General features: G+C 28.8%; 21 protein-coding genes. 13 read left to right on the top strand and 8 right to left on the bottom strand.

Features of this window, described 5'->3' with window-relative positions:
* Window positions 1–24 precede the first annotated feature (24 nt).
* The 3 genes from T385_RS0100425 to rpsO all read left to right on the top strand — a co-directional run bounded on the left by T385_RS0100425 (window position 25) and on the right by rpsO (window position 2,192).
* Window positions 25–873, top strand: a complete 849-nt coding sequence (locus T385_RS0100425) for a YcsE-related riboflavin metabolism phosphatase (RefSeq protein WP_029905499.1) — start codon at window positions 25–27, stop codon at window positions 871–873.
* A 57-nt stretch (window positions 874–930) separates the two neighbouring features.
* Complete coding sequence (locus T385_RS0100430) at window positions 931–1,791, top strand: FAD synthase (protein ID WP_029905501.1); 861 nt, start codon at window positions 931–933, stop codon at window positions 1,789–1,791.
* 134 nt (window positions 1,792–1,925) lie between these two features.
* Entirely contained in the window at window positions 1,926–2,192 is a 267-nt protein-coding gene (gene rpsO / locus T385_RS0100435; protein ID WP_029905503.1) for a 30S ribosomal protein S15, read from the top strand.
* A gap of 82 nt (window positions 2,193–2,274) precedes the next feature.
* Here the strand turns inward: rpsO and glyA are convergent, their stop codons facing one another.
* From glyA to T385_RS0100460, 5 genes are read right to left on the bottom strand one after another with little or no spacing between them, the layout of a single operon-like run.
* A complete protein-coding gene (gene glyA, locus T385_RS0100440; RefSeq protein WP_029905506.1) occupies window positions 2,275–3,531 on the bottom strand; it encodes a serine hydroxymethyltransferase in 1,257 nt (418 codons plus the stop codon).
* Between the two features lie 11 nt (window positions 3,532–3,542).
* Window positions 3,543–5,732, bottom strand: a complete 2,190-nt coding sequence (locus T385_RS0100445; protein WP_029905508.1) for a phenylalanine--tRNA ligase subunit beta — start codon at window positions 5,730–5,732, stop codon at window positions 3,543–3,545.
* A 1-nt stretch (window position 5,733) separates the two neighbouring features.
* Window positions 5,734–6,408 carry a uracil-DNA glycosylase gene (locus T385_RS0100450; protein ID WP_029905510.1) on the bottom strand — a complete coding sequence of 225 codons (675 nt, stop codon included), beginning with the start codon at window positions 6,406–6,408 and terminating at the stop codon, window positions 5,734–5,736.
* Entirely contained in the window at window positions 6,398–7,351 is a 954-nt protein-coding gene (gene pheS, locus T385_RS0100455) for a phenylalanine--tRNA ligase subunit alpha (RefSeq protein WP_029905512.1), read from the bottom strand. The genes T385_RS0100450 and pheS overlap by 11 nt, the downstream gene beginning before the upstream one ends.
* On the bottom strand, window positions 7,344–8,567 hold the full coding sequence (locus tag T385_RS0100460; protein ID WP_029905514.1) for a replication-associated recombination protein A: 1,224 nt from the start codon (window positions 8,565–8,567) through the stop codon (window positions 7,344–7,346). Before T385_RS0100460 ends, pheS begins: the two co-directional genes overlap by 8 nt.
* A 143-nt stretch (window positions 8,568–8,710) precedes the next feature.
* Here T385_RS0100460 and T385_RS0100465 point away from each other — a divergent pair, with 143 nt between their 5' ends.
* The 6 genes from T385_RS0100465 to T385_RS03540 all read left to right on the top strand — a co-directional run bounded on the left by T385_RS0100465 (window position 8,711) and on the right by T385_RS03540 (window position 12,952).
* The gene (locus tag T385_RS0100465; RefSeq protein ID WP_029905516.1) at window positions 8,711–8,989 is read left to right on the top strand and encodes a hypothetical protein; all 279 of its coding nucleotides are present in this window, start codon (window positions 8,711–8,713) and stop codon (window positions 8,987–8,989) included.
* A 184-nt stretch (window positions 8,990–9,173) separates the two neighbouring features.
* A complete protein-coding gene (locus T385_RS03660; RefSeq protein ID WP_156953932.1) occupies window positions 9,174–9,311 on the top strand; it encodes a hypothetical protein in 138 nt (45 codons plus the stop codon).
* A 248-nt stretch (window positions 9,312–9,559) separates the two neighbouring features.
* Entirely contained in the window at window positions 9,560–10,009 is a 450-nt protein-coding gene (locus T385_RS0100480; protein WP_029905518.1) for a hypothetical protein, read from the top strand.
* A gap of 578 nt (window positions 10,010–10,587) precedes the next feature.
* Entirely contained in the window at window positions 10,588–10,995 is a 408-nt protein-coding gene (gene dcm_N, locus T385_RS03715; protein WP_036450658.1) for a DNA (cytosine-5-)-methyltransferase N-terminal subunit, read from the top strand.
* Window positions 10,955–11,794, top strand: a complete 840-nt coding sequence (gene dcm, locus T385_RS0100495) for a DNA (cytosine-5-)-methyltransferase (RefSeq protein WP_084276658.1) — start codon at window positions 10,955–10,957, stop codon at window positions 11,792–11,794. The genes dcm_N and dcm overlap by 41 nt, the downstream gene beginning before the upstream one ends.
* On the top strand, window positions 11,795–12,952 hold the full coding sequence (locus tag T385_RS03540; RefSeq protein WP_029905526.1) for an MAG4270 family putative restriction endonuclease: 1,158 nt from the start codon (window positions 11,795–11,797) through the stop codon (window positions 12,950–12,952). It begins immediately after the preceding gene.
* On the opposite strand, the gene T385_RS0100505 is transcribed toward T385_RS03540, so the two are convergent.
* Window positions 12,953–13,357, bottom strand: a complete 405-nt coding sequence (locus T385_RS0100505; protein ID WP_029905528.1) for a hypothetical protein — start codon at window positions 13,355–13,357, stop codon at window positions 12,953–12,955.
* 146 nt (window positions 13,358–13,503) lie between these two features.
* Here T385_RS0100505 and T385_RS0100510 point away from each other — a divergent pair, with 146 nt between their 5' ends.
* The 3 genes from T385_RS0100510 to T385_RS0100520 are packed head-to-tail and all read left to right on the top strand — an operon-like array spanning window position 13,504 to window position 20,508.
* Complete coding sequence (locus T385_RS0100510) at window positions 13,504–16,164, top strand: type I restriction-modification system subunit M (protein ID WP_029905530.1); 2,661 nt, start codon at window positions 13,504–13,506, stop codon at window positions 16,162–16,164.
* Window positions 16,164–17,300 (top strand): restriction endonuclease subunit S, encoded by a 1,137-nt coding sequence (locus T385_RS03665; protein WP_156953934.1) that lies wholly within the window; start codon window positions 16,164–16,166, stop codon window positions 17,298–17,300. Before T385_RS0100510 ends, T385_RS03665 begins: the two co-directional genes overlap by 1 nt.
* 49 nt (window positions 17,301–17,349) lie before the next feature.
* Window positions 17,350–20,508, top strand: coding sequence for an HsdR family type I site-specific deoxyribonuclease (locus tag T385_RS0100520; RefSeq protein WP_029905534.1), 3,159 nt, complete (start codon window positions 17,350–17,352; stop codon window positions 20,506–20,508).
* A gap of 483 nt (window positions 20,509–20,991) precedes the next feature.
* On the opposite strand, the gene T385_RS0100525 is transcribed toward T385_RS0100520, so the two are convergent.
* Entirely contained in the window at window positions 20,992–21,912 is a 921-nt protein-coding gene (locus tag T385_RS0100525) for a site-specific integrase (protein WP_029905536.1), read from the bottom strand.
* A 515-nt stretch (window positions 21,913–22,427) separates the two neighbouring features.
* Complete coding sequence (locus T385_RS0100530; RefSeq protein ID WP_029905538.1) at window positions 22,428–23,066, bottom strand: hypothetical protein; 639 nt, start codon at window positions 23,064–23,066, stop codon at window positions 22,428–22,430.
* Window positions 23,067–23,399: 333 nt separating this feature from the next.
* On the opposite strand from T385_RS0100530, the gene T385_RS0100535 reads away from it, so the two are divergent.
* The gene (locus T385_RS0100535; protein ID WP_029905540.1) at window positions 23,400–25,253 is read left to right on the top strand and encodes an ABC transporter ATP-binding protein; all 1,854 of its coding nucleotides are present in this window, start codon (window positions 23,400–23,402) and stop codon (window positions 25,251–25,253) included.
* Window positions 25,254–25,255 lie beyond the last annotated feature (2 nt).

A 25,255-nucleotide genomic window follows, 5' to 3' on the forward strand; every position in this document is an offset into this window, starting at 1 on the left:
TATTTTTAAAACAAAGGAGTTAAAATGAAATTTTCTAAAGAAGAATTAAAACAAAACATTAAATTAGCGGCTTTTGATGTAGATGGAACAATCTTGCCATATAAACAAAAAACCTTCTCAAATGAAATTGTTGGAATGTTTAGAAAGCTACAAGAGAACAATATTATAACGACTTTAGCTACAGCCCGTGAAATGGTTTCAATCGGTAATTTACTGAAAGATGCTAAATATTTAGATTATTTTATTGGTGCAAATGGCATGTTCGTTTACGATGTTAAACATGAAAAATTTGTTTATGAAAAAAAATTTGACAGAGAAACAGTCAAATTACTTTATGATGCCTTAAGTAAAAATAATTTATCTTCAGGCTTCACCATTTGTGATACTGAATACATTTACTATGGACCCGGCACATATTTAGAAACATGATTTTTAACTCCATTTAAAGATAAACTAAAACCATATGATATCGATGCAATCGATAATGATCACTTATATATTATCACCGTAAATTGCAAAAACCGTGATGAAACTGACCGTTGTGAGGCAATAATTAATGAACTAATTAAAGAACAAAACTTACCCGTCGAAATAAATAGCAAATGATACAAGGGATTATTTATCCAACCAATCGGTGTTAATAAAGCATCAACATTACATTGATTAAGCGAATATTTAAACTTAAATTCGCAAAAACAACTAATTGCTTTTGGCGATAGTGACAACGATATTCATATGCTTCAAGAAGCAGGATATTCAGTTGCTATGGGTAATGCTGACGATTACATCCAAGCATATGCAGATGATGTTGCCCCGCATGTAGAAGAAAATGGCGCATACATAAAATTGCAAGATTTAGGATTAATAGGCTAGTCCTATTTTTTTATTTATTTAACTGTTTTACTGCGCTTTTGGTATAATCAAAATATCATGTCTCTAAATATTTATACACTTACCAATAAGCCTAAATTTAATAGACCTATCTTTTTATTAGGCTCATTTGAATCATTTCATTTAGGCCATAAATCATTATTAGACAAAGCTTTGTTAATTAAAAGTGAAGAGCCAAGTAGAGATATTGTTTTGGTTTATTTTTCAGATATTGAAAATATGCATAAGTCAAATAATCAACTTTTTACTGATCATGAAAATCGAGTTCAACAATTTGCTAACCTTGGCTTTGAAAATGCCATAATGCTTAATTTTATTAATGTAAAAAACTTTTCACCTGCATTGTTTTTGGAAAAATTATTATCTGACCAGGAGGATTTTATTATTATAACTGGCAAGGATTTTCGTTTTGGATTAAATGCCGAAGGTGATTCAAAGTATTTAAAAAATAAATATCATAATTGTTATTATGCTATTGAACCATTGAAAATTGATGATGGAAATAAACTTTCAACAAGTACATTAAAAGAATTTTTAAGCCTGGGAGAAATTAATTTAGTTAATAAATTCAATTTATTTAAATTTAGCTTTAATGCAAATCTAATAAATGAAAACAATACAATAAATATTGTATCAAAAGTCAATTTAACAAATATTATGCCTGGCTTATATTTGGCATGACTTGAATATCAAGACTTTGCTTATAGTGCTGTGCTACAGGTGAATTGTGAGCAAAAAATGCAAATTATAATTTTAGATTCAAAAATAAAAAATCAGCGAAAATTGCAAGTCAGAGTATCTATTATTTCTGCTTTAAAATTTTTCAGTAATGATCAGGAAATAAAAATTAGTGACCACGATAAATTAGTTGCTAAAATAAGATTTTTAAATATGCAATAACCATATTTTTAAATATATAAATAGATGAATTATTTGATATTTTTAGTTTTTATGATAAGATAAAACAGTAAAACTTTTTATACTTGGTATTAAATTAATTTATTACTAGGGTAAAACATAATAAAGGAGAAATTATGATTTCAAAAGCTCAAAAAGCAGAAATAGTTAAAAAATATGGTGCTAATGCGAAAGATACAGGAAATATTTTCGTTCAAATCGCTATTCTAACAGCTGAAATTGAAGACTTAAAGCCACACTTTCAAAAGAACCCAAAAGACAATCACTCACGTCGTGGTTTCTTGGCTAAAATTTCTAAACGTCGTTCTTACTTAGCACACTTAAAACAAGAAAACTATGAACTTTATACAAAAGCTCTTTCAGAACTTAACTTAAGAAAATAGTTTTAAGCCTACGGGCTTTTTTTGTTGCCAAAAAAGCTATTCTACAGTGTTTTAGGCAACAAAAAAAGTAAGAATATCTTACTTAATTATGTGATTTTTTAATTGGACAATCTTTAAGAAGATTTCTGACTTTTACTCTTAAATTGTGTCTGATTGTTGGGTCCTTGTATGCTTTTAGACCAGTGATTAATATTTCATTAATTATTTCTGCCAATTCTTCTCACTTATCAAAATCACGAGTGGTCATAGCTGCTGTTCCGATTCTGATTCCAGAAGTCACCATTGGTGAAAGGGGATCAAACGGTACAGTATTTTTATTTAAAGTAATTTTAAATTTATCCAATAATTGTTGTGCTTCCTTACCTGTTAAATTGTAAGACTTGTAGCAATTAATGGTAAATAAGTGGTTATCAGTTCCTCCGCTCACAACTTCTACACCACGTTTAATAAATCAAGCTGCAAAGCGACGTGCATTTTCAATAACTTTTCTACCATACTCTTTAAATGATGGTTGCAATGCCTCGCCAAAAGCGACAGCTTTAGCAGCAATTATGTGCATTAGTGGTCCGCCTTGATATCCAGGAAAGACTGCACGATCTATTTTTTTTGCGATTTCTTCGTTATTAGTTAGAATAATTGCACCGCGAGGACCACGTAAAGTTTTGTGAGTTGTTGATGTAATAACATCTGCATAATTAACTGGCGAAGGATGAACTCCTGCGGCAATTAAGCCGCCAATATGAGCTATATCAGCCATTAAATATGCACCACATGAATCGGCTATTTCTCTAAATCTACGAAAATCGACAACACGAGGATATGCTGAATAACCACAAATTATAACTTTTGGTCTTTCGCGCATAGCTATTTCATGAATTTGATCATAATCTAAAAAGCCATCTTCTTTAACTTCATAAGTGATTGCATCATAAATCATGCCACTAAAACTAATTTTATAACCGTGTGAAAGGTGGCCTCCTGATGAAAGAGAAAGGCCCATAATTTTATCGCCAGGATTTGCTAAAGCAGCTAAGGCAGCAGCATTAGCAACAGAGCCTGAATAAGGTTGTACATTAGCATATTTAACATTAAAAAGTTTTTTAATTCGCTCAATAGCTACAGCTTCTACCTTGTCGACATTTTCACAACCGCCGTAGTATCTTTTTCCAGGGTATCCTTCTGCATACTTGTTAGTTAAGCAGCTTGCACTTACCTTCATAACTTCTTCTGAAACATAGTTTTCTGAAGCAATTAATTCAAAATGATCTTTTTGTCTTTTTAATTCTTTATTGATTGCTTTTTCAATTTGTTTATCTTTCAATCTATATCTTTTGTACATAATTACTCCTACTAGTTATATTTTGCATTGATTTTTTCGATAACTTCATTATCGGCACTAATTCTAAGGGTAATTTTATTTGTTTGCGTTTTTTCATCGAAATAATCTGTAACTTGTTTAATATTATACACAGTAAATTCATTATTTATTTTGTTAATGAATGATCCAATATTTTCCTTTTTTGTTAGTGGTACAGTTATATCGATAACCTTAAGAGGTTCATTGTTATATGCTTCAAACAATTTATATTTTTTAATTTCCAAATCATAGAATTCCGCTACAAAAATATTTAAGTTATTTTTTGAAGGATGGACTTTTCCAATTCAACCAATCATTTCGCCATCTAACATTATTTTAGCTGAAACATTAGGATTTATATTATTATCATTATTGAAAGGTATAAATTCAAGGTTTTTGTAGCCTAAATAATTAATGATATCTTGCTTGAGTTCAAAAAAATCTTTTTGATTGCTTAATAGTCCCACAACTTGTTTGTTATTGTTGATCATACCAAATTCAAAGAAGTTTAAATTAGTCATTCTTCTTTTAATGTTATATTCGGCAGCTTCTAACATTGATATTACAATCGAATTGCGAATAACTTCTCTTTCTTTTGAGACAAAAGTCTCTAACTTAACATCAGTCTTAAAGCCAAAAGGATTTAGATAATTGTTTTGTTGAGAAACTAAGGTATATGTTCTAATTTCATTGTAACCCATTGATTGGATTATGTTCTTGCCAATATTACGTCTATTTGTCTTAAATGGCTGTAGTACAGGCATTTTAGGGACAAAGTTCGCATAACCATATAAACGAAAGTACTCTTCAATCATATCTTCAAAATTTTCTATATCGCGACGATAAGGGGGAGCAACTATTCTGTTTTTTTCGATTTTAAAGCCAATTTGTTCTAATTTCTTTTCAACATTGTTGAACATTTTTAATTCGCCAACATTAACATTGGCATATTGAGCTAATTTTTTGCGGTTTTGAACAACCCATTGAGCTTTTTTAGGAACTGGTAAATGCACAAATTGTGAATATAGTTTTTTTTCTGTATATGCCTTATAAAGCAGGAATTTCATTCCCATGCGGAGCATTTCAATATTTATGCCCTTGCCACCTTGAATTGAAGAAGAGGATTCAATTTTAATTTCTCTTGCACCATGACGAACTCTTTTTGCGTCGAAAACACCTATTTCAAAGGCAATTTTGTCAGTTTGGGCAGTAACTCCTGTATCCGATAAACCCATTACGCAAGCTAATGAAATAATTTTATTTTCATCTTTTATAGCTAAAACATTTTCAACATCCACTTCTTTATCACCTAAAATTTTTACCTTACCAGTATAACTTTGACAACAAATTTTATTTCCGATTTCGTCTCGATCATAAGCATGAGCTGGAACACCAGTATATAACAGAGCTAAGTTTGTTACGTCTATTGCCCAGATTCCTTTTGCATCAACATTATGTTTAGCTAAGAAAAGCATTTCATCTAACTTAGTTTCATTATTTTCAGAATGAACTTCAAAGAAAGAAAGAGCATTTGCTTCGTTTTTATCAATGTGGATTTTGCTTTTTAATTTAGGCTCATTTTTAGCAGGTAAATCTCATTTAAATCATTCAAATTTTGCTCGATGTAGAGCAGCAATTTCTGAAGCCAAAACATAATATGAGTTTGAATCTGGCCTATTAGATGGAGTGGTTATATCAATGATTGTGTCTTTTAGTCCAAAATATTCAGCTACATCATCATTTAAATTAACTTGACTAGGTTTAAGCATAATTAAGTGATCAGGATCGAAAGGTAATTTGCTTACATCATATCCCAATTCAGATCACGAAGCACACATCCCTTGCGAAATAATACCTTGCATTTCTTTTGCTTTGTAAACTATGTTTCCGCTTCTTGAACCTTCAACAAAAGCAACTGTAATACAGTCTTTTTGGGCATTTGTAGCTGTTGTTTGAATAATGATGTTTTCACCATTAGCTAGCTCTAATTCGAGTACATTTAGTTTAGTTGCATTTGGATTAGGATAAACATTTTTAATATAAACAAATTTTAAGCCTTCGACATTAGAGAATTTTCTCATTTCTTCGACTTCATAACCAAGTGAATTGATATCGTTTTCAATAGTTTTTGATAAATCTACACTAGGAATAAATTTATTTAACTCTTTTAATGATATTAACATATTAATTTTCCTTTCTTAAACTAAAATCAATTGGTTTATCTAGCATGTTATTTAATTTCTTGAAAAATGAATAATTTTTAAAAGGAGATTTTCCTCTTGCATATGAAAGGGGTGAAGGGTGAGAAGTGACAATTTTACCTTTTATATTGTGGGATAGTTCTTTTGGTAAATTTTCAAATACTTTTAAAGCGGCTTTACCCCATAATACAAAAATGATATTATTATTTTTTTGAATCACATACTGCAACAAATTATCTATAAATATTTCTCACCCATAATTATGATGACTAAAAGCCTGATTTTCATTAACAGTTAAGCAAGTATTAAGTAATAAAATACCTTGTTTAGCTCAATTTTCAAGCGAGAAAGTCTCAATCAATACTTCAGGATAATCTTTTTTTAGTTCTTTTAAAATATTATTTAGACTTTTAGGGCATTTATTTGTTTGAGAACTAAAGGCCAACCCATCAGCAAAATTATTTGTGTGATAAGGATCTTGACCAAGCAAAATAACTTTAGTTTCTTCTATTTCAAAATAATTAAAAGCTCTAAAAATATTTTGCTTTTCAGGAACAACCTTTTTATTATTTTCTTCTAATCTAATTTTTTCTAAAAGGTCTGTAAAATAGGGTTTTTTAGTTTCATTATCAAGAAATGTTTTTCAGCTATTTTTCATAATTAAATTGTTTCAGTACACGTAAATCGTTTTTATAAAGCTCGCGAATATCATTTATTCCATATTTTATCATAGCGATTCTTTCAATACCAATTCCAGCCGCTAATCCATTGAAATTATGTGTATTAAATCCAGCTAATTTTAAAACTTTTGGATGCAACATACCGGCTCCCAAAACTTCTATCCAGCGACCTCTGAAGAAGATGTCTACCTCTACAGAAGGCTCGGTAAATGGGAAGAAGCTTGGTCTAAATCTAACATCAACTTTTTCTTCAAACACATAAGTTAATAAAGATTTTAATGTTCAAATTAAATTTGGGAAGCTAACCTTACCAACACTAACGAAATCAACTTGGGTAAATTGATGTGAATGTGTTGCATCATCAACATCATTGCGGTAGACTTTACCGATTGCAAAAATATTTAAACTTTTGTTCGAATGTTTTTCTAATTCTTCTGCTGTTATTCCTGTATTGTGAGTTCTTAGTAATGTTTTACTATTGATATAAAGCGAATCATGAGAGGCTCTAGCTGGGTGATCTTCAGGAATATTTAAGCGTTCGAAGTTATATAAATCACTTACAATTTCACCGCTTTTAGCTTCATAATAGCCATTTTGTGTAAATCAATCTCTTAATCTATTTTCAATAATTGTAATTGGATGTAAGCTTCCAGGTTCATTTACAGGCTTAGTTACATCGATAAATTCAGCTTCTATCTGAGCCTGAATTTTTTCCTCTTCTAAGCGTAATTCGACTTTAGCTAATTCTGCTTCATAGTGCTGTTTTAATTGTGTTATTTTAAGCCCAATTTCTTTTTTTTGTTCAAATGGAGCATTTCTTAATTCTTGTTGTAAATTAAATAATTCGCTTCCTTTAGAAAATAATTTATTTTTTGCTAATTTAAGTTCCTCTAAGTTTTTTATTTGATCAAAATTAACCATTTCTACCTCCTTTATTAATCTTGTTGATTAATTCATATTGTTTTTTTATTTTTTCATTATCGTTTTCGTGAAATTCAAAAAGTTTTAAATTTTTTATTTCTTGTGGCAAATATTCCTGTGCTACAAGGCTTTTAGAAAAATCGTGTGGATATAAATAATTTAAACCATCACCTAACTTTTTGCTTGAAGCATAATGTGCATCCCTTAAATGTTTAGGTATTTCATAAATTTTACCTTTTGCTAAAGTGTCATGACTTTTTTGCAAAGCCTGATAAACACTATTACTTTTAGGAGCTAATGCTAATGATATTATGATAAAAGTTAAGGGTAATTCAGCTTCAGGGAATCCTAATCTCTCAACAGCATTTAATGCAGCTTCAACTCTTAAAATAATATTAGGATCAGCTAAACCGATATCTTCATAGGCGACTGCTGTAATTCTTCTAAATAGTCCTTGATAATCACCTGTTTCAATAATTAAATGACCATAGTATAAAGCCGCATCAACATCAGAGCCGCGAAGCGATTTATGAAATGCAGACAAATTATTATAGTGAGCCGAAGCATTTGAATCAGCGTAAAAATTAATATTTGGTATTATTTTTTTTATATCTTCTTTAGTTATTTTGTTCTTCTCATTAACTAGAGCAAGCATTTGCAAATTATTTAAAACATTTCGGTAATCACCAGCTGAATAACTAACTAAAGATTCTAAGGCTTCGCTATCAAAAGTTAATTTTGGATAATATTTATCGATAATTTTAGAAACGCCACCGATAATTTCCTCATTAGTTAGCTTATTAAACTGTAAAATTTGCATCCTTGAACGTAATGCCGGATTAATTCGAAAATATGGATTTTCCGTTGTGGTAGCCACCACAATAACTTTGTCATATTCTAAATAAGAAAGCAAAATGTCCTGTAAATTTTTATTTAGCCTATGAATTTCATCAATGATTATGAGTTCATAACTCTGTAATTTTTCAATTAGTTGTGTTTTATTATCAATAGAAGCATTAAAAATTGTAAATGTTTTTTGTAGTTCATTAGCATAAGCTATAGCAGATGAAGTTTTGCCTGTCCCTGATTCTCCAAAGAAAATGAAGCTATAAGATAGTTTACGTTCAACAACTTTTTTTAAGACATTGATGGCTCGTTCTTGACCAATAATATCCTCAATTTTTTTGGGTCGGGCTTCATTTGCGAGATTTTTCATATTTAAATTTTATATTTTTTATATTAAAAAATAAATAAATAATCAATTTTCCCAAAAAATATAAAAAATTGAAAATAGTTATTTCAAAATCCCTTAAATTCGTTTTATTTACTTATATTTATATGAGTTATAATATTATTAATATGAATAATAAAAGAAGAAATATCTTAATAGCAATTTCATCAGCTTCAATTGTTGCGTTAGTTGCTGGAGCTACTGTTTTGTCAGTTACTTTGATATCGAGTCATGACAAGAAGCAAATGGCTAAAGTTAAGGAAAAAGTTAAAAGCATAATAAATAAAATTAAAGATGAAGCGGTTAGAAAAAGTTTGCTTGATGATCTTGAAAAAACAACTGATAAGCAAAAAATAGTAGAAATCAAAAATAAAGCAGATAATCAAATAAAAAAAGAAAAGCAATAATAAAAATTGTTTTGTGTCCAAAAATCCTGTGTTGATTGGTTTTTGGACATTTTTATATAAAATTTTTATATAAATAATAATTATTAAATTTAAAATCAATGATCTTATATATTTTAATTTTATTATAAATACTTAAATTCTTATTAAGTGGTAAAATTTCATTATCGAATCTCAAGGAGGTCATATGACTAAAAAAATGAAAGTTTTTATCGGATCAGGTGTAGTAACTGTTGCTGTTGTAGGTGGGGTTATTGCAGGTGTTGTGATCGCTAAAAACCAACAAAAGAATCCTGATAAAAAAACAATGATGAAAATTCATTAAATCGATTAAATGAAAATGTTAGACTGAAAATTATTGGCTCATTTGATGATGCTAAAAAAGCAGAATATCACAAAAAAAGCTGAATTACAAGCTAGCTTAGATAAAGCTAAAGACCACGCAGAAATAATGAAATAATAAAGATATTCAAATAGCTTTAAAATAATTTTTTCAAAAAGAAAAAGATAAACAATAAAACGATTAATAAAATTTACTAAAAAGCTCGTACATAGCTTTAAAAAGGAGAAAACATGAATAAAAAAAGAAAGCTTATTATTGGTATAACTGTAGGATCATTTGCAGTTGTTTCTGGTGTTGCTGTAGCAGTTGCTTTGACAACAAAAAGTATTCAAAACAAACAACTTATAGATAAATTGAGAGTAGAAGCTACAACAGAAATTGATAAAATTAAAAATGAAGATACTAAGCAAAAAATAACTGAAAAACTACAAAAAGCCAAAAGTGCGGATGAAATCAAAACAATAATTAAAGAAGCAAAAAAAGCTATTAATGATGAAAATTTACAACCTACTTTTGATAATGTGAAAAATAAAGCTCAAGAAGCTATTAATAAATTAGAAAACCAAGAACTAAAGGCCAAATTGCAAAAACGCTTAGATGCTGCTAAAACAATAGAAGATGCTAAAAACGTTTTACAAGATGCTTTAAATGGTAAAGATAGCACTCAACAACCAAATTAAGACAATGTGATATCAAACAAAAATAACCCCTTGAGATAGGTAAGTTTAATTAATAATGCTATATCATGTTTGTCAAAAATAACTACCGAAATTTGGTTTTTAATACCGTTATTTGATAGTTTTTATTCAAACAACATTTCGATGCAAAACAAGAACATTGAACAGGTTTCAATGTTCTTTTTTGTTTTTCAAAATGTATTGAAACAACTTTGTTAGTGCCAACATCCACGGCGTGCAATGTTGTGAATTTATTATGACCATTAAGTCAGTAATGGCCTCAATCACCGATTTCAACAATATCACGTTCCTGTTTTTTGAAACTCTCTCAACCGTTTTTGCTTTCTTTTTTTAGTTGAAATTGAGACATCTAAAGCTATTGATAATTGTTTATTTGTTCAATCGCTATGCCTTGTAATTTGTCTGTAAATTAAATCATTTTTTTGCTGCATATCTCTGATTTTCCATACCAAATTTTATTTTTTAGTTGAATTCTAACTAAGAGGTTCATTTTGTTTGTTATTTAAAATTTACATCATGGAGAATAATTTAATAACTTTTATTGCGTTATAATAAATATTATGAAATCGATAAGAATTTTTGAATTTTTTTCAGGGATAGGGTCGCAAATTAAAGCATTAAAATTTTTAGAAGAACAGCTAAAATTTAAAACTAAGTCACTCGGGGCTTGTGATTTTTATATTGACGCTATTGTTGCTTATATGGCTATCCATCATGGAGTTTTAAAACCCGAAAATAACCTTTCTAAGGACAAAATGGTTGATATTTTGCAGCATTTTAGTTTTTCAAGTAATTCAAAAGATCAAGTATCAATTGATTATTTTAAAAGGATGAATGAAGGAAAACTTCGTAAACTTTTTGCTTATCTTTATTCATTTTTAAACAATGAATATTTTAATACTAGATATTCAGAATATTTAAATAACAATGCGCTCAGAGAGAGAGAGAGCGAGCGGCTCAGACATTAGAGCCTATAATAAACTTCCTAAAAATATAGATATTCTAACATATTCGTTTCCATGCCAAGACCTTTCTCAGCAAGGAAAGCAGCGTGGCTTGGAAAAAAACACAAGATCTGGCTTACTATTTGAAATTGAACGAATTTTAAAGCTAAATATTAATAATTTGCCTAAAGTCTTGCTTCTTGAGAATGTAAAGGCCCTAACTACATCTAAATTTATTGCTCAATTTAATGATTGAATTAAAACTCTTGAATCATTTGGTTACACTTCTTCTTGAAAAGTTATTAATTCATCTGATTTTAATAGTGCTCAAAACAGAGAGCGAGTTTTTATGGTTTCAATCCTAGGAGACAAAAAATTTGTCTTTCCTGATGGTGTTGGCTCTAATAATAAACTCGTTAAAGACATTTGACAAGTAGATAAGTCACACCAAAAATTTAAACTTAATGAAAATCAGTTTTTAGATGCCTTTAAGTTAACTAAAAGCAAAATTAAAAAATCATTTATCAATAATTACACAAAGTTTAACAGTGAGAACTACATTTATTCTTTAGATTCAAAAGGTCCTACACTAACAGCTTCAGGTGCCAATTCGCGTCTTAAATTCTTTGTGAATGGTGAAATCGAAATAATGAGTCCTCTTGAATCATATTTATATATGGGTTTTGATGAAGCAGATTATGAAAATGTCAAAAAGACAAATCTTGTAAGTGATAATAAGATAATTTTCACAGCAGGGAACTCAATATCTGTTGAGGTTTTGCAAGCAATATTTAAGAAAATAATTGAAGAGAAAATAGTTTAAATGCTACCTAAAGACATTTCACTTACACTATTTAAATTTAAAATTTTCTCAAAACCAAACGCAAAACAAAAAATAGACGCAATATTACATTGCTACTTTGATGAAAATGGTTTATTAGTTCAATACAAAATTGATTTTTTACCAGGTACAATGATTGATTTATATACTACTGATAGTTGGTTTAAAAAACAAACATCAACATATAAAGAAAGAGAGCAAATATTTAATTTACTTTGGCCTGATAAAAGTCAATTAAGTAGGCCAACACTATCATCAAAAAAATTACACGAACTAAATGATATTGAACTAGATAGAATTAATACATATTTTTACAAATATTATAAGGGAACTATTAACAATATTATTGGTGTACTTAAAGGTAATAATCCAACTGGTTCATATATGAATCCAAAAAGTTCTGAGCTTAAATCAAATAGTGTATTTTTTGAAAATAATTTAATAATGCTGCTTGATTTACTTAGAGTAAAAGATCGTGTACCTGATGAATGTATACTAAATACTTCTGAAAAAAATATAGATGAGTTTAGATCATTTTTGCAAGGCACTATTGTATGAGATATTATTTTTGATTTTGTAGCTCAACTCGAAAAAACAAAACAAAGTGCTAATGATCCAAGAGAAGTAGAAAAATTAAAGACTTTAAAATCTGCTCTTGATAAAACAATGAGTATATATAGAAATTATGTTTCTAATGTCAAGGAAGATATTAAAAAATATAGAGTTATAGCAAGAAAAAACAAAGACAAAATCAAGTACTTCCCGTTTTCAAAAACATCAGTTGAAGTTGCTCACATTTATCCTGTATCAGCCATCAAAAGAAAAATTATTCAACTTTTTAAAAATGCTGAATATCTCAAATATGAAATTATGGTGAATGATCCTGAATATAAAAAATTAATAGAACAAATTGCAGATGTGAATAATTTAATGACTCTTGAACCAACAATTCATACTGAGTACGATAACAAAAAATTTTATTGAGATCCAGAAGATGGAGAAGTTAATATTATTGCTCCAGAACGCATAGACAATGAGTTAGTTATGAAACTTAACTCATATAAAATAGACACTCTAAACAACCCAGAAATTAAAAAATATCTCATTGAATATAAAAAACTTATAAGTAATAATTTATAACTAGACACAAATTAACAGGAACTGTAGATAATTTTGTGTAAAAATCTCCAACTGCAAATATTTAAGCTTAAAATATTTGCTATTAGGAGATTTTTTTAATATACCAAAAAAAGCTATGATTATTGTTCTCATTCTTGTTAATCAATATCTTTTAAAATAAGTTTTGCTCAATGCTATAAATTTCTCATCTGAATGTTTAAAAACAAGCTTGTTATTAAAATTACCATGCGAGATTTTGATTTTAGTTCCTGTTTTTTGAAACTCTCTCAACCGTTTTCTCTTTCTTTTTATAGTTGAAATTGAGACATCTAAAGCTATTGATAATTGTTTATTTGTTCAATCGCTATCCCTTGTAATTTTTCTATAAATTAAATCATTTTTTACTGCATATCTTTGATTTTTCATACCAAATTGTTTTCCTTAGTTGAATTCTAATTAAATGGTTCATTTTGTTTAGTATTTGAAAAATTTTAAAGCAAAACGACTATTTAATGAATTTGTGTAATGTTTTCAATATAATATTAATAATTAGTAATATAAAAAGGAAAATAATGGAAAATAATATACTTTCAAAACAAAAACTAGCAGCCACTTTATGAGAGGCTGCAAACAAATTACGTGGTGGACTTGAGGCCAACGAATATAAAGACTACATTCTTGGACTTATTTTCTACAAATACTTATCACAAAAGCAAATTGACTTCATGCTTTCTGAAGGAATTGATGAAAATGACCTTGAATGTTTTACAAAAGACTATAAAGAAAGAACATTAGATTTTAGCGATAGTTCAATCAATGACAAAGAAGAAATCGCAGAAATTATTCAAAGAATTAAAAAAGAATTAGGATACTACATTCACTATGAAAACCTTTATCAAGTTTGAACTAATACGCAATGAAAAAGCGTCAACGTCTTTACAGTTAAAACACTAACAGATGCAATTGAAGAATTTAACAGATCATTAAGTAATAGTTCAAGACAGCTTTATGGTAATATTTTTGGCGTTTTTGAAAACGATATGTCAAAATATTCAACAAACCTTACTGAACAATCAAAAATGCTTGCAAATCTAATCGATATAATTCAACGTATTCCATTCCATCATGGTAAATACGATGTTTTAGGTTTTGTTTATGAATATTTAATTGCTCAATTTGCTGCTGGAGCAGGAAAAAAAGGTGGTGAATTTTACACACCTCACGAAGTGTCATTATTGATGGCAAAAATTGTTGCTTATCATCTTCGCGATCGTGAAACAATCAAGGTTTATGACCCTACATCAGGTTCAGGCTCACTTCTTTTAACAATCAGTGATGCATTTAGAAAGTACAACAAAAGCAAAAGTCCAATTAAATTCTTTGCACAAGAAAAAATTAGACAAACATTCAACATCACCAGAATGAACCTTGTTATGAAAGGGATTAATCCTGCTGATATTTCGGTACGTTGCGGTGATACTCTAGAGCAAGACTGACCATTTTTTAACGACGATGACATTACATCATACAAATATGAATCGGTTGATGCAGTTGTATCTAATCCCCCTTATTCGCTAAACTGAGATAATGAAAACAAAACAAGCGATCCTCGATATAAAGAATATGGAATTGCTCCAAAATCGAAAGGTGATTATGCATTCTTGCTTCATGACCTTTACCATCTCAAAAATGATGGTATTTTAACCATTGTTCTTCCACACGGTGTTTTATTTAGAGGCGGAAGTGAAAAACAAATTCGAACCAAACTTATTGAAAAAGGTCAAATCGATGCAATTATTGGTCTTCCATCTAATATTTTTTATGGCACTGGCATCTCAACAATCATAATGGTGCTTAAAAAACAAAAAGACACTCGAGATATTCAATTTATTGATGCTTCTAAACTTTTCATTAAAGACGGTAAACAAAATAGACTTGAAGCAATGCATATCAAAAAAGTAGCTGATGCAGTTAATAATCGTCTTGAAATTGAAGGCTTTTCACGCATTGTAAGCTTTGAAGAAATCAAAAACAATGACTTCAACTTAAATATTTCACGTTATCTAGACAACTATGAAAAAAGTGAAACAAATGACCTTTATTCATTGATGCATGGTGGAATTAGTCGTGAAGAACTTAAACAATTTGATAAATTCTTTGCTTGCTTCCCTGAACTTAAATCTAAATTGCTAAAAGCAAACAATAATAACTACTTTGACATCATTAATAATGACGATTCTCAAATTCGTGATTTAATAATCAATGACCAAGCAATTAATGTTTACAAAGCTAAATATGACCAAATTAGCGCACAAATCAACTGATTATTCAATTCAACATTCAACTCATTAAGCAGTATGCAAAACATTAATACTGAAGCATTTGAAGATAAATTGGTTGAACTTGTTTTTGAACAATCTTCTTCATTAGATTTAGTTGACAAATACTTATTCTATCAAGTAATCAAAAACAACTTTGAAAACATAAAAAATGGTTTAGATCTATTGAGTAATTTTGACCAAAACAACTCAATAACGAGTATTTTGGACGAAATTATTGATAAAGAGTATGCCGGTGCAAAAAGCAAAAGTCTCAAAGATTTTAATGCTCAATTATTCAATAAAAACGATATTGCTCAAAGCTTTTATGCATCTCAACTTGACCTTTTAGAACAATACTCAGCACAAAATGAACAACTAAACAATCAAATTAATGAACTTGTTGAATCAATACCTGAAGAAGAAAGAGTTGATCAACTATTTAAAGAAAAAGATAATTCTTTAGATGCAGCAGAACTAAAAAAATATGTCAAAGCACTAAATGCTTCGTCATACGATGAAGATTCTTTTGAACACAAAATGATTCAAATAAACAAACTCATTGAACAAAGAGCGAGTCTCACTAAACAACAAAATGAACTCAATAACAAAATAACACAAGATTCATTTAGCAAAATTTACAATCTTAACGAAAATGAATTTGTTTCACTAATTATCAATAAATGAACTACTCAAATTGGTAATGAAATCAATAAAATAGCAAATGATATTATTGAAGATTATGTTTCAAAATTTGAACATCTAGAAGCAAAATACAAAGACACATTCAACAACATTAATGAACAAATTGTTGAAAATGAAAAAGAACTTATTACACTATTAAATGACCTTACCGGTGATGAAAGTGATATGAAAGCTATTGATGAACTTATAAAAGTTCTTGGAGGCAAATAATGAATAAGGCTTTAGTGCCTCAAATTCGTTTTAAGGGGTTTACTTACGCTTGAGAACTAAAAAGGTTGGGTGATGTTGTTATTTTAAATAGATATTCACAAATTGGTGCTACTGAATTGGAGGCATATAGATTGAGAACGGGTGAGATAACTTTATTACCTTCATCAAAAAATTATGATTGAAAAACAAGCAAGGCTAAAGTCCCGTATGGTTTAGTAAATGATGGTGAAATTATAACTGTAGGAAGAGCTAGAAATGCTAATACCAAATATGCAAAAGGCTTATTTATTAGTTCTCAAAATCATATAATAGAAAGTTTTAATATTAAACAATTATTAACAAAATTTCTTTTTTATATCATAAAAAATAATGATCATAAATTTTATACATCAGAAACTACTTATCCAATTTTTACTAGAATGGACTTTGAACAATTACCAATTAATCACCCTAAACAAATAATTGAACAACAAAAAATTGTTTCAGTTTTCAATATTGTAGATTCACTCCTAACACTTCATCAGCGTAAGTGCGATGCACTCAAAAAAATTAAGCAAACTCTACTTGAGAAAATGTTTCCAGTTGAAGGCTCAAATGTTCCTTCGATTCGGTTCGCCGGATTTACTTACGCTTGAGAACTAAAAAGGTTGGGGGATTTAGTAACGATTGATTGTGGTTCTCTTGATGCAAACAAGGCTGTTAAAGACGGTGTTTATAACTTCTATACTTCAGGTGTAGATGTGTTTAAAATTAACGATTTTGCATTTGAAGGCGATTCAATAACAATAGCAGGGAACGGTGTAAATATGGGTTTTTTGCATTTAGCTGAAGGTAAATTTAATGCATATCAACGTACTTATGTTCTACAAAACATTAAAATTGTTAGAGAATTTCTATATTTTTCACTTTGAACAAACTTTTGAAATGAATGTCAAAAATATGCAAAACTTGGTGCCATTCCATATATAGTTTATGAACAAATCAGCGACTTTCAAATTAGCAGTCCTCAACTCCCCGAACAAAACAAAATAGCTCAGACGTTCTCCACTCTCGACTCACTCCTAACACTTCATCAGCGTAAGTGCGAAAAACTCAAAAAAATCAAGCAAGAATTGCTCAATAAAATGTTTGTTTAATACCCATTTTACAGTGGTTTTGGTAAATTTAAAAAAAGAAAGGTTATCTATGAAAAATGAACATGAAATAGAAGTTATAGAAAAGCCATTAGTAAAATTACTAATAGAATGTGGATGAGTAGGTAAGTCAGAAAGTACATATAATAAATTATCGGATCTTAATCAATTTAAAAAAGATAATAATATTGAGCTCTATAATGTTGACGAACAAGACTTAATTGAAAACTGGAGAAAAATTCTTTTTCAAAATAATAGAGATAGATTAAATAATAATCCACTTACAGATGAAGAAATGCAAGATATAATGGATCAAATTCAGAGCATTTCAAGTCCTTCTCAAGCAAATACGAGAATTAATGGTGGAATAATCAGATTTAGACGTAAAAATGAGAATGATGAATGTAACGGAAAAGATGTTGATTTAAAAATCTTTGATCGTCGTGATATTAAAGCGGGTTCAAGCATATATCAAATCGCACGTCAAGTTAAATTTTCAAATAAATTCGACAATAGAGCAGACATTATCTTGTTGATTAATGGATTGCCTTTAATTCATATTGAACTTAAAAATCACACAAAAAATCTTTCAGATGCAATTCATCAAATTAGAAATTATGTTAAAGGTGGTGCATACAAAGGTCTTTTTTCGCTCATTCAACTTTCTGTTGCAATGAAACCTGATGAAATGATGTTTATTCCAGCAACTAATGATGGAGATAAAATCAAACCAGAATTGTTCCAAAAATGAACAGACAAAAATAATAATCCTATTAACAACATGAATGATGTTGTTAAACAATTCTTATGTATTCCTACTGCACACCGCATTATTGCTGACTTTACAGTTGCTGATGATCAGGACAAAGACTTAAAAATTTTAAGAAGCTATCAATTTCATGCAATTGACCAAATTCAAAAGTATTTTATTCAACATAAACCATTTTCAAACACATCGCACAATGCAATAAAAGGTGGTTATGTATGACATACAACTGGTTCAGGTAAAACCTTAACCAGTTATAAATTATGTAAGCTTCTTTTAGACTGAAATTATGCTGATGTAGTGGTTTTTGTTGTTGATAGAATTGAACTTAGCACTCAAACACGCGAAGAATATGAAAAATTTAGCGAACATGAATTAGTTACTATTAAGTATGCACGAAGTTCTCGTGATTTGTTTAATTTAATGCTTGATAATAATCAAACAAAAACAATTATTATAACTTCAATCCAAAAGCAATCACGTATAGATCCTGAAAAATTTAATCCTAATAAATTTGAAAAATTAAGCAAAAAACGAGTAGTTTCAGTATTTGATGAGGCTCATCGAAGTGTTAGTGGAGATATGATGAGTGATATTACTCACAACTTCCCTAACTCAGTAATTTTTGGTTTCACAGGTACACCTATAAAAATCAAAAATAGCAATGATTTAGTAACTACTGAAGAAGTATTTGGTAAATGCTTACACACATACACAATAAAAAATGGTATCAAAGACAAAAAAGTTCTTTGCTTTGATACAGAATATCCTACATTTGAAAAACTTTATAAAGATGCATTCAAACAAATTAGACCTAAGTTAGCAAACAATGAAATAGAATTAATCAACACATACGATTGTTTCAAAAAATGCAATCTTGATGAAAATTATGAACAAAATGCAGAATTTGAAGCAGAACTTAAAGAAAGAGGATTCTACGATACAGATGAGTTTAAAAATGCACTTGTCGTTGATATGCTTAAATTATGACATAACAGAAGTGGAGCAAGAAACTTTAGTGCAATTTTAGCCACAAGTAAAATTGATGATGCAATCAAATATTTTGAAATAATCAACCAAAATCCTTTAAAACCAGCCGATTTTAAATTTACACTACTTTATGATCCTACACTTGACCGTGAAGAAGATGAGTATGAAAAACTTGAAACACGTAGAGATAACATTGAAGCAGTTATTGCTCAATACAACAAGGACTTCAATACAAATTGAAAATTTGAAACACATGCTGAATTTAAAAAAGATCTAGCAAGTAGATTAGCGCGCAAACATAATTTTGTTGAATTAAATAACAATGAAAATAAAAATAAACGCCTTGACTTACTAATCGTTGTAAATCAAATGCTTACTGGTTTTGATTCTAAATATATTAATACAATATATTTTGACAAAACATTGCAATATCAAAACCTAATCCAAGCAATATCTCGAACCAATCGGATTCTTGACGAATCAACAAAGCCGTTTGGTAAAGTTGTTTATTACCGTATGCCAAACACAATGAATTTCAACACTCGTGAAGCATTTAAAATCTATGCTGAAGCTAATTTAAATGAGGTTCAAGTCAAAGATATTAACGATTTCTATAACAAGCTCAATGAAGCATTTAAAGTAATCAAAAGTATTTTTGTACAATGAGGTTATGCTAACTTTGAAGATATTTTAGAGGTTGAACCTAGCGATTCTGACTTTATATTGTACAAAGGTCAAGTTAAAAAAATTGTTTTAAATTACTACAAAATACACAAATATTTAAACTGCATTAAGCTTAAAGGTTTTACATGAGAAGACAATGCTGACAAATTACAATTCACTCGTGATGATATTTTAAAAATTAATGCAAGATTACGTGATATCAATCTCGAAAAAATAAGAGGCACAGACGCCAACACTTATGAATATGATAGCATTGAAATAAATGAAGACTATAATGCATTTGCAGATATTGTTGATACTGCTCAAGAAAATATTGACTACAAGTACCTTCAAAAATTAATCATAAATGAAAATATTAATGTTGCTGAAATAGAGAATGAATTTGCTAAAATGCCTAAATGAAAAGCACAAATTGCTCGTAATGTTCTCAATAACATTAAATTACAATTTAATGGAATTGTTCCTAACACTATTGACTTCCAAGCAGAATTGCAAAAAGAAATTGAACGCGAAGAAAATTCAAAAATTGAAGAAATTTGCAACACTTTCGAACTAAACAGTGACAAACTTAAAGAAATAATTAATTCAAATGATGAATTAAACAGTTATGGCCGCTTAGACGAATTATTGGATAACTCACTTAATGAAGCAACAAAACAATATATTGCTAATATTAAAGATATTAATCCTAAAAAAGTTAAAAAACACCACATTAGATCACATATTGAAGAATTTATCTACTCAATGCGCGACAAAAGAAACAGACAATAGTGTCTGTTTTTTTGTATTGCTAAATGATTATCCTGAGTTTCGGAGCAAAGAACAAAAAGTGTAAAATTGACCGTTATTTTTAGTCAAAATACACTTTTTGTTTTTTCTATATACAATTTTTTATAATTTCTAAAAATTCTTTATACTTGCATTTCCCACTTTAAGTATAAAACTAGAGCCATTTAGAATCATTGATAACACTATTAAATTCATGTTTTGAATACACTCAAAATATAAACAATAAAACTGCAACTAAAAAATTTGTAGAAATAAATCCACTTATTTCAAACATTGAAAAAATTAAAGGAATAAACATAATTATTAAAAATGGTATGTAATAAATAAAAAAAAGCGATTTTTGCGTATAAAATAGCGCAAAAAATCGCTTTTTTAGTTTAAACTCCGAAACTTAGAAAATACATTATTGAATATGAAAACGCACATTTTTACACAAAAATGCCTGTTTTCGTACTCAAATTTGTATTAATTAAGTGTTGATATTGAACGCATAACAAGATCTATATCTTTGTTTTCTAATTCATTTATAACGTGTAGATATATTCGTTCAGTTGTGTTCATCGATGCATGACCTAGTCGCTTAGCAACTGAAGCAATGCTCACACCTGCATACAAAAGCAATGATGCGTGAGTGTGTCTTAGTCCATGAATTGAGATAAGTGGAATCTTAGCTTCAGTACAACGGCGAAATAACAAATCATTGACAGTTGAGTTATAGATTTTTTCTTTGATTACGAAGATAGGTTTATTTGGCTCAGCGTTTTTAACTAGACCATTAAATTGATTGGTAGTTACTCAATCTAAAGGTATTTTTCTAATTGATGACTTATTTTTTGTTGGACTAAACCCTCCGTGTTCTTTGTAGTTTCATGTTTTTGAAACATTCAATGTTTGTTTAGTAAAATCAAAATCTTCAGGCGTGATGGCTAATGCTTCTGAGTATCTTAAACCTGTTTTTGCAACTAGCAAAATAAGTCAATCCATTGAAATTTTTTCGCCTAAATGTAAAGACTTTATCAACAATTGCAACTCAAATTGGCTTATATATTTTGGTTTTTTAGGTCGTGGATTTTTGCCTTTAATGACTACTTTTCGAGTTGGATTAACTGGAATAATACCATCATCTAAAGCATCTAAAATGCAACCTTTTAAATGGTGGTGAAAGTCCATTGTTGTTTGTCTTTCATGCTCGAGCGCATAATCATTTAGGATTTTTTGATAACTCATTCGATCAAGGTCGCAAAGTTTTAATTCTGGTGCGAGTCTAACAACTCATGAGAGAGTAAGAATATATTTTTTAAAACTAACATCTCTTATTGAACCTTTTTTATATATGTTTATTCAGTCTTCGAAATATTTTGAAAATAAAATATCGCTTTTCTTCATTTTTTTCCTTTCCTTTTTCATAAAATGATAGTTAGAAAGTTAATTTTTTGTTCGAAAATGTAAAAACACTGAGTTTCATTTTGCCCTGAGCATTTTACACGGTTAGTTGAACAAGTTAAAAATATGAAAAATTAACAATAGAAGTTGAACATAATTTTTTCTGAATATCTCTATTTTTCCAAACCAAAATGTAATCCTTAGTTGAATTCTAACTAAGAGGTTCATTTTGTTTGGTATTTGAAAGTCAAAAATATAAATAATATAAATTGAATTTAACACAATAAAGTTATGTTAAATGCAATTGGTGAAATTACTGACCATAATAACAAAACAAAAATGCGAACCCGTTTAGGCAAGTTTTTATTATTTTCAAAATTCAAGTTTTTAATTATAAAAAGTAAAGTCTTACAAAAAAGAGTAAGTAAGTTTATTTATTTTATATTTGTCTAAGATTAGCTATATACTGCAATTTTAGTAAAAAAATAACACCAGATAAATTGGCGTTATTTTAATAATTATTCAGCAAATTTAATTGTGAATTTTAATGATTTTTTAGAAATTTTGTGTCCTTCTTTAGGATTATATTCAAATAATTTAACAGTGAATGAAATAGATTTATTTGCTTCATCAAATGTTACTTTGGTATATCCGCTTCCGTTAATTGTACCTTTTTTGGTATTTTTGTATATGGGTTTTTCAGCATCAACGAATTGAAGTTTACCTAATTTTTCATGATTTAATTTAAATAAGGCTGTATTTTGTGCATCTATGCCTAATTTTCCAAAAACAAATTTTTCTTTTCTGAAATCATAAGCTATTTGGTCTCTTTTCTTTTTGTCTGTTTTAATTAAATTAAAGAAAGCTTTATATGTTTTGTATGCATCTTCTTGTGCAATTGTTCAACCTTCACCGCTAAAAAGCGATGCATCAGCAAAATTTTCATCATATGCTGCTTTTCCTTCGAGTTTTTCACTAGGCATTTCAGCAACATCGACAACCTCTACACTTAGAGTTTTGTTTTTTGGCGCTTCCGGAGTTGGTGTAGGCTTATCTTTTTGTGGCGCTTTTGGATTTGTTTCATGATTGCATGATACAACAGCTAAGGGCATAGCTGTAAATGCTAATAGTGATGTACTTAATAATAATTTTTTCATTTTTTCTCCTTTTTTATAGGTAAATTAGATAATAATTAGTTAATTATATATTTTTATGTGTAAGAATAAAAAAATAATTTAAGTTGTCTCTATTATCCAAATAACATAATTTAATTAGATAAAAATATTGAATACTAGATTGATCCTTTTTTCTCTGTTAAATACAGAAATAAATTATTTTATTTTTGTCAATACTAAATTACCTAAAATAGCTATTTTATAGTGATTTTAGTAAAAAAAATTAAAAAAAATTACAATCAAGGAAATTCCCAAAAAAAATGTAATAAATTAATATATAATATTAGTATCAATATTTATATTAGGAAGGAGCTTATGATTAAACTAATTAAAATGCTGCCACTTAAAAATAAATTGCTTTTATCTTTAGGAGCTTTTTTATCGCTATTAACCGTTATTGGTTCTATGATTTATCCTAATTTTGTGTCGCAATTTATCAAATTGCTTTTTGTTGAAGATACCAGTAAAGCTGTTGAAATAGTTATTTTTAATAATGTTAAGTTGGCTCCTGTTTCATATGAAATTGCTCGCAGGCAAATAATTATTGCAACAATCGCCTTAACAATTATTCAAAGCATTTTGACATTTGCTTTTTTAAGTATTATTGTGTATGCTGCGGAATTATCATCACGTTTTTATCGCAATGAAATGTATAAAAAAATCATTAAGCTTTCGCTAAAAAATGTATCAAAATTAAAACCAGAAACCATTATGACCAGAGTATCTAATGATATAGCTAACTTCTGGGAGTTTTTAGTTAATGGCGCTGCTATTCTTTTGAAAAGCTTGCTTTTAATTACTTGTGGAATCATTTTAGCAATGTTAACTGACCTTAAAATGTCGATTTCAATTTTAATCATGGTTCCGTCATTGGTTCTTATTACTTTTGTAGCAATTAAAATATTGATGCCTAATATGAAAAATGCACAAAAAATTCTTGATATGATATCACGTGATTCAGCAGAAACTATTCGTGGAATTAGAGCTATTAAAACTTACAATATGCAAGAAGCTAGAAAAGTTTCATTTAATGAAACTAACACAAATTGAACAAATAACGCCATTAAACTAATGTACGGATTTTCAATTCTCGAACCTATTTTCTTTGCTTTAATAAACTTTTTGACTATTGGTATTTATTCTGTGGGTGCTAATCAAGCCTTTAACAAAGTTGCAACCGAAAATACTGTTGTTAATTTAAATATCTTTTTAGAATATATTTGATTGATTGCTTTTGGTTTAATTTCACTAACCTTTTTTATTGGTTCAATGTTCAGGGCAAGAGTTTCAGCTTTAAGAATGGTTGAAATTTATGATTATAAAATTGATAATCTTTTCGTTAAAGAGGGCTTATTTATAGAAAATAATTATGATATAAAAATTCAAGATTTGAACTTTAGATACCACCGTACGGCGCCACACAATTCTTTAAATGAAATAAATTTAGCTATACCCTTTGGCCAAACCTTCGGAATAATTGGTCCAACCTCAAGTGGTAAAAGCACGCTAGCTACAGTGCTTTTAAACAATTATCTTTATCATGAAGAAGCCTTTAAAAATGATAAGCACAAATTTACAAAAGACGATTCAACAGTTGTTGATTTACCAAAAAGAGGCGGATCAATTACTATTGGAGGTAATGAACTTAAAGATATTAATACAAAAAATTTAACCGATAATATCGGTATCGTTTATCAAGATGCATTATTATATACTGGAACTATTCGCTCAAATTTATTATTTGCTAAGCCGGATGCAACAGAAGAGGAAATGTTCTTCGCTTTAAAAAATGCTTCTGCGTATGATTTTGTAACTGAGTTTGAAGAAGGATTGGACCATCCTGTCACCCAAGGGGCGACCAATTTAAGTGGCGGTCAAAAACAAAGAATTAGTATTGCTAGAACACTTTTGCGTAAACCTAAAATTCTAATTTTAGATGATTCTACTTCAGCTTTAGATAATGTTACCACAGCTAAAGTTATGAAAAATATAAAAGAAAATTACGATTGCACCACGATTTTAATTTCACAAAAAATCGCTCCAATTAAAAATGCAGATCAAATTTTAGTGTTAAATAATGGTTCATCCATTGGGCTTGGTACTCATAATGAATTATTAAAAAACTGCGATTATTATCACGAAATTTATACAACACAACTAGAACAATAGGG

This window comes from Mycoplasmopsis opalescens ATCC 27921, from assembly GCF_000712185.1.
Lineage (GTDB): Bacteria > Bacillota_I > Bacilli_A > Mycoplasmatales > Metamycoplasmataceae > Mycoplasmopsis > Mycoplasmopsis opalescens.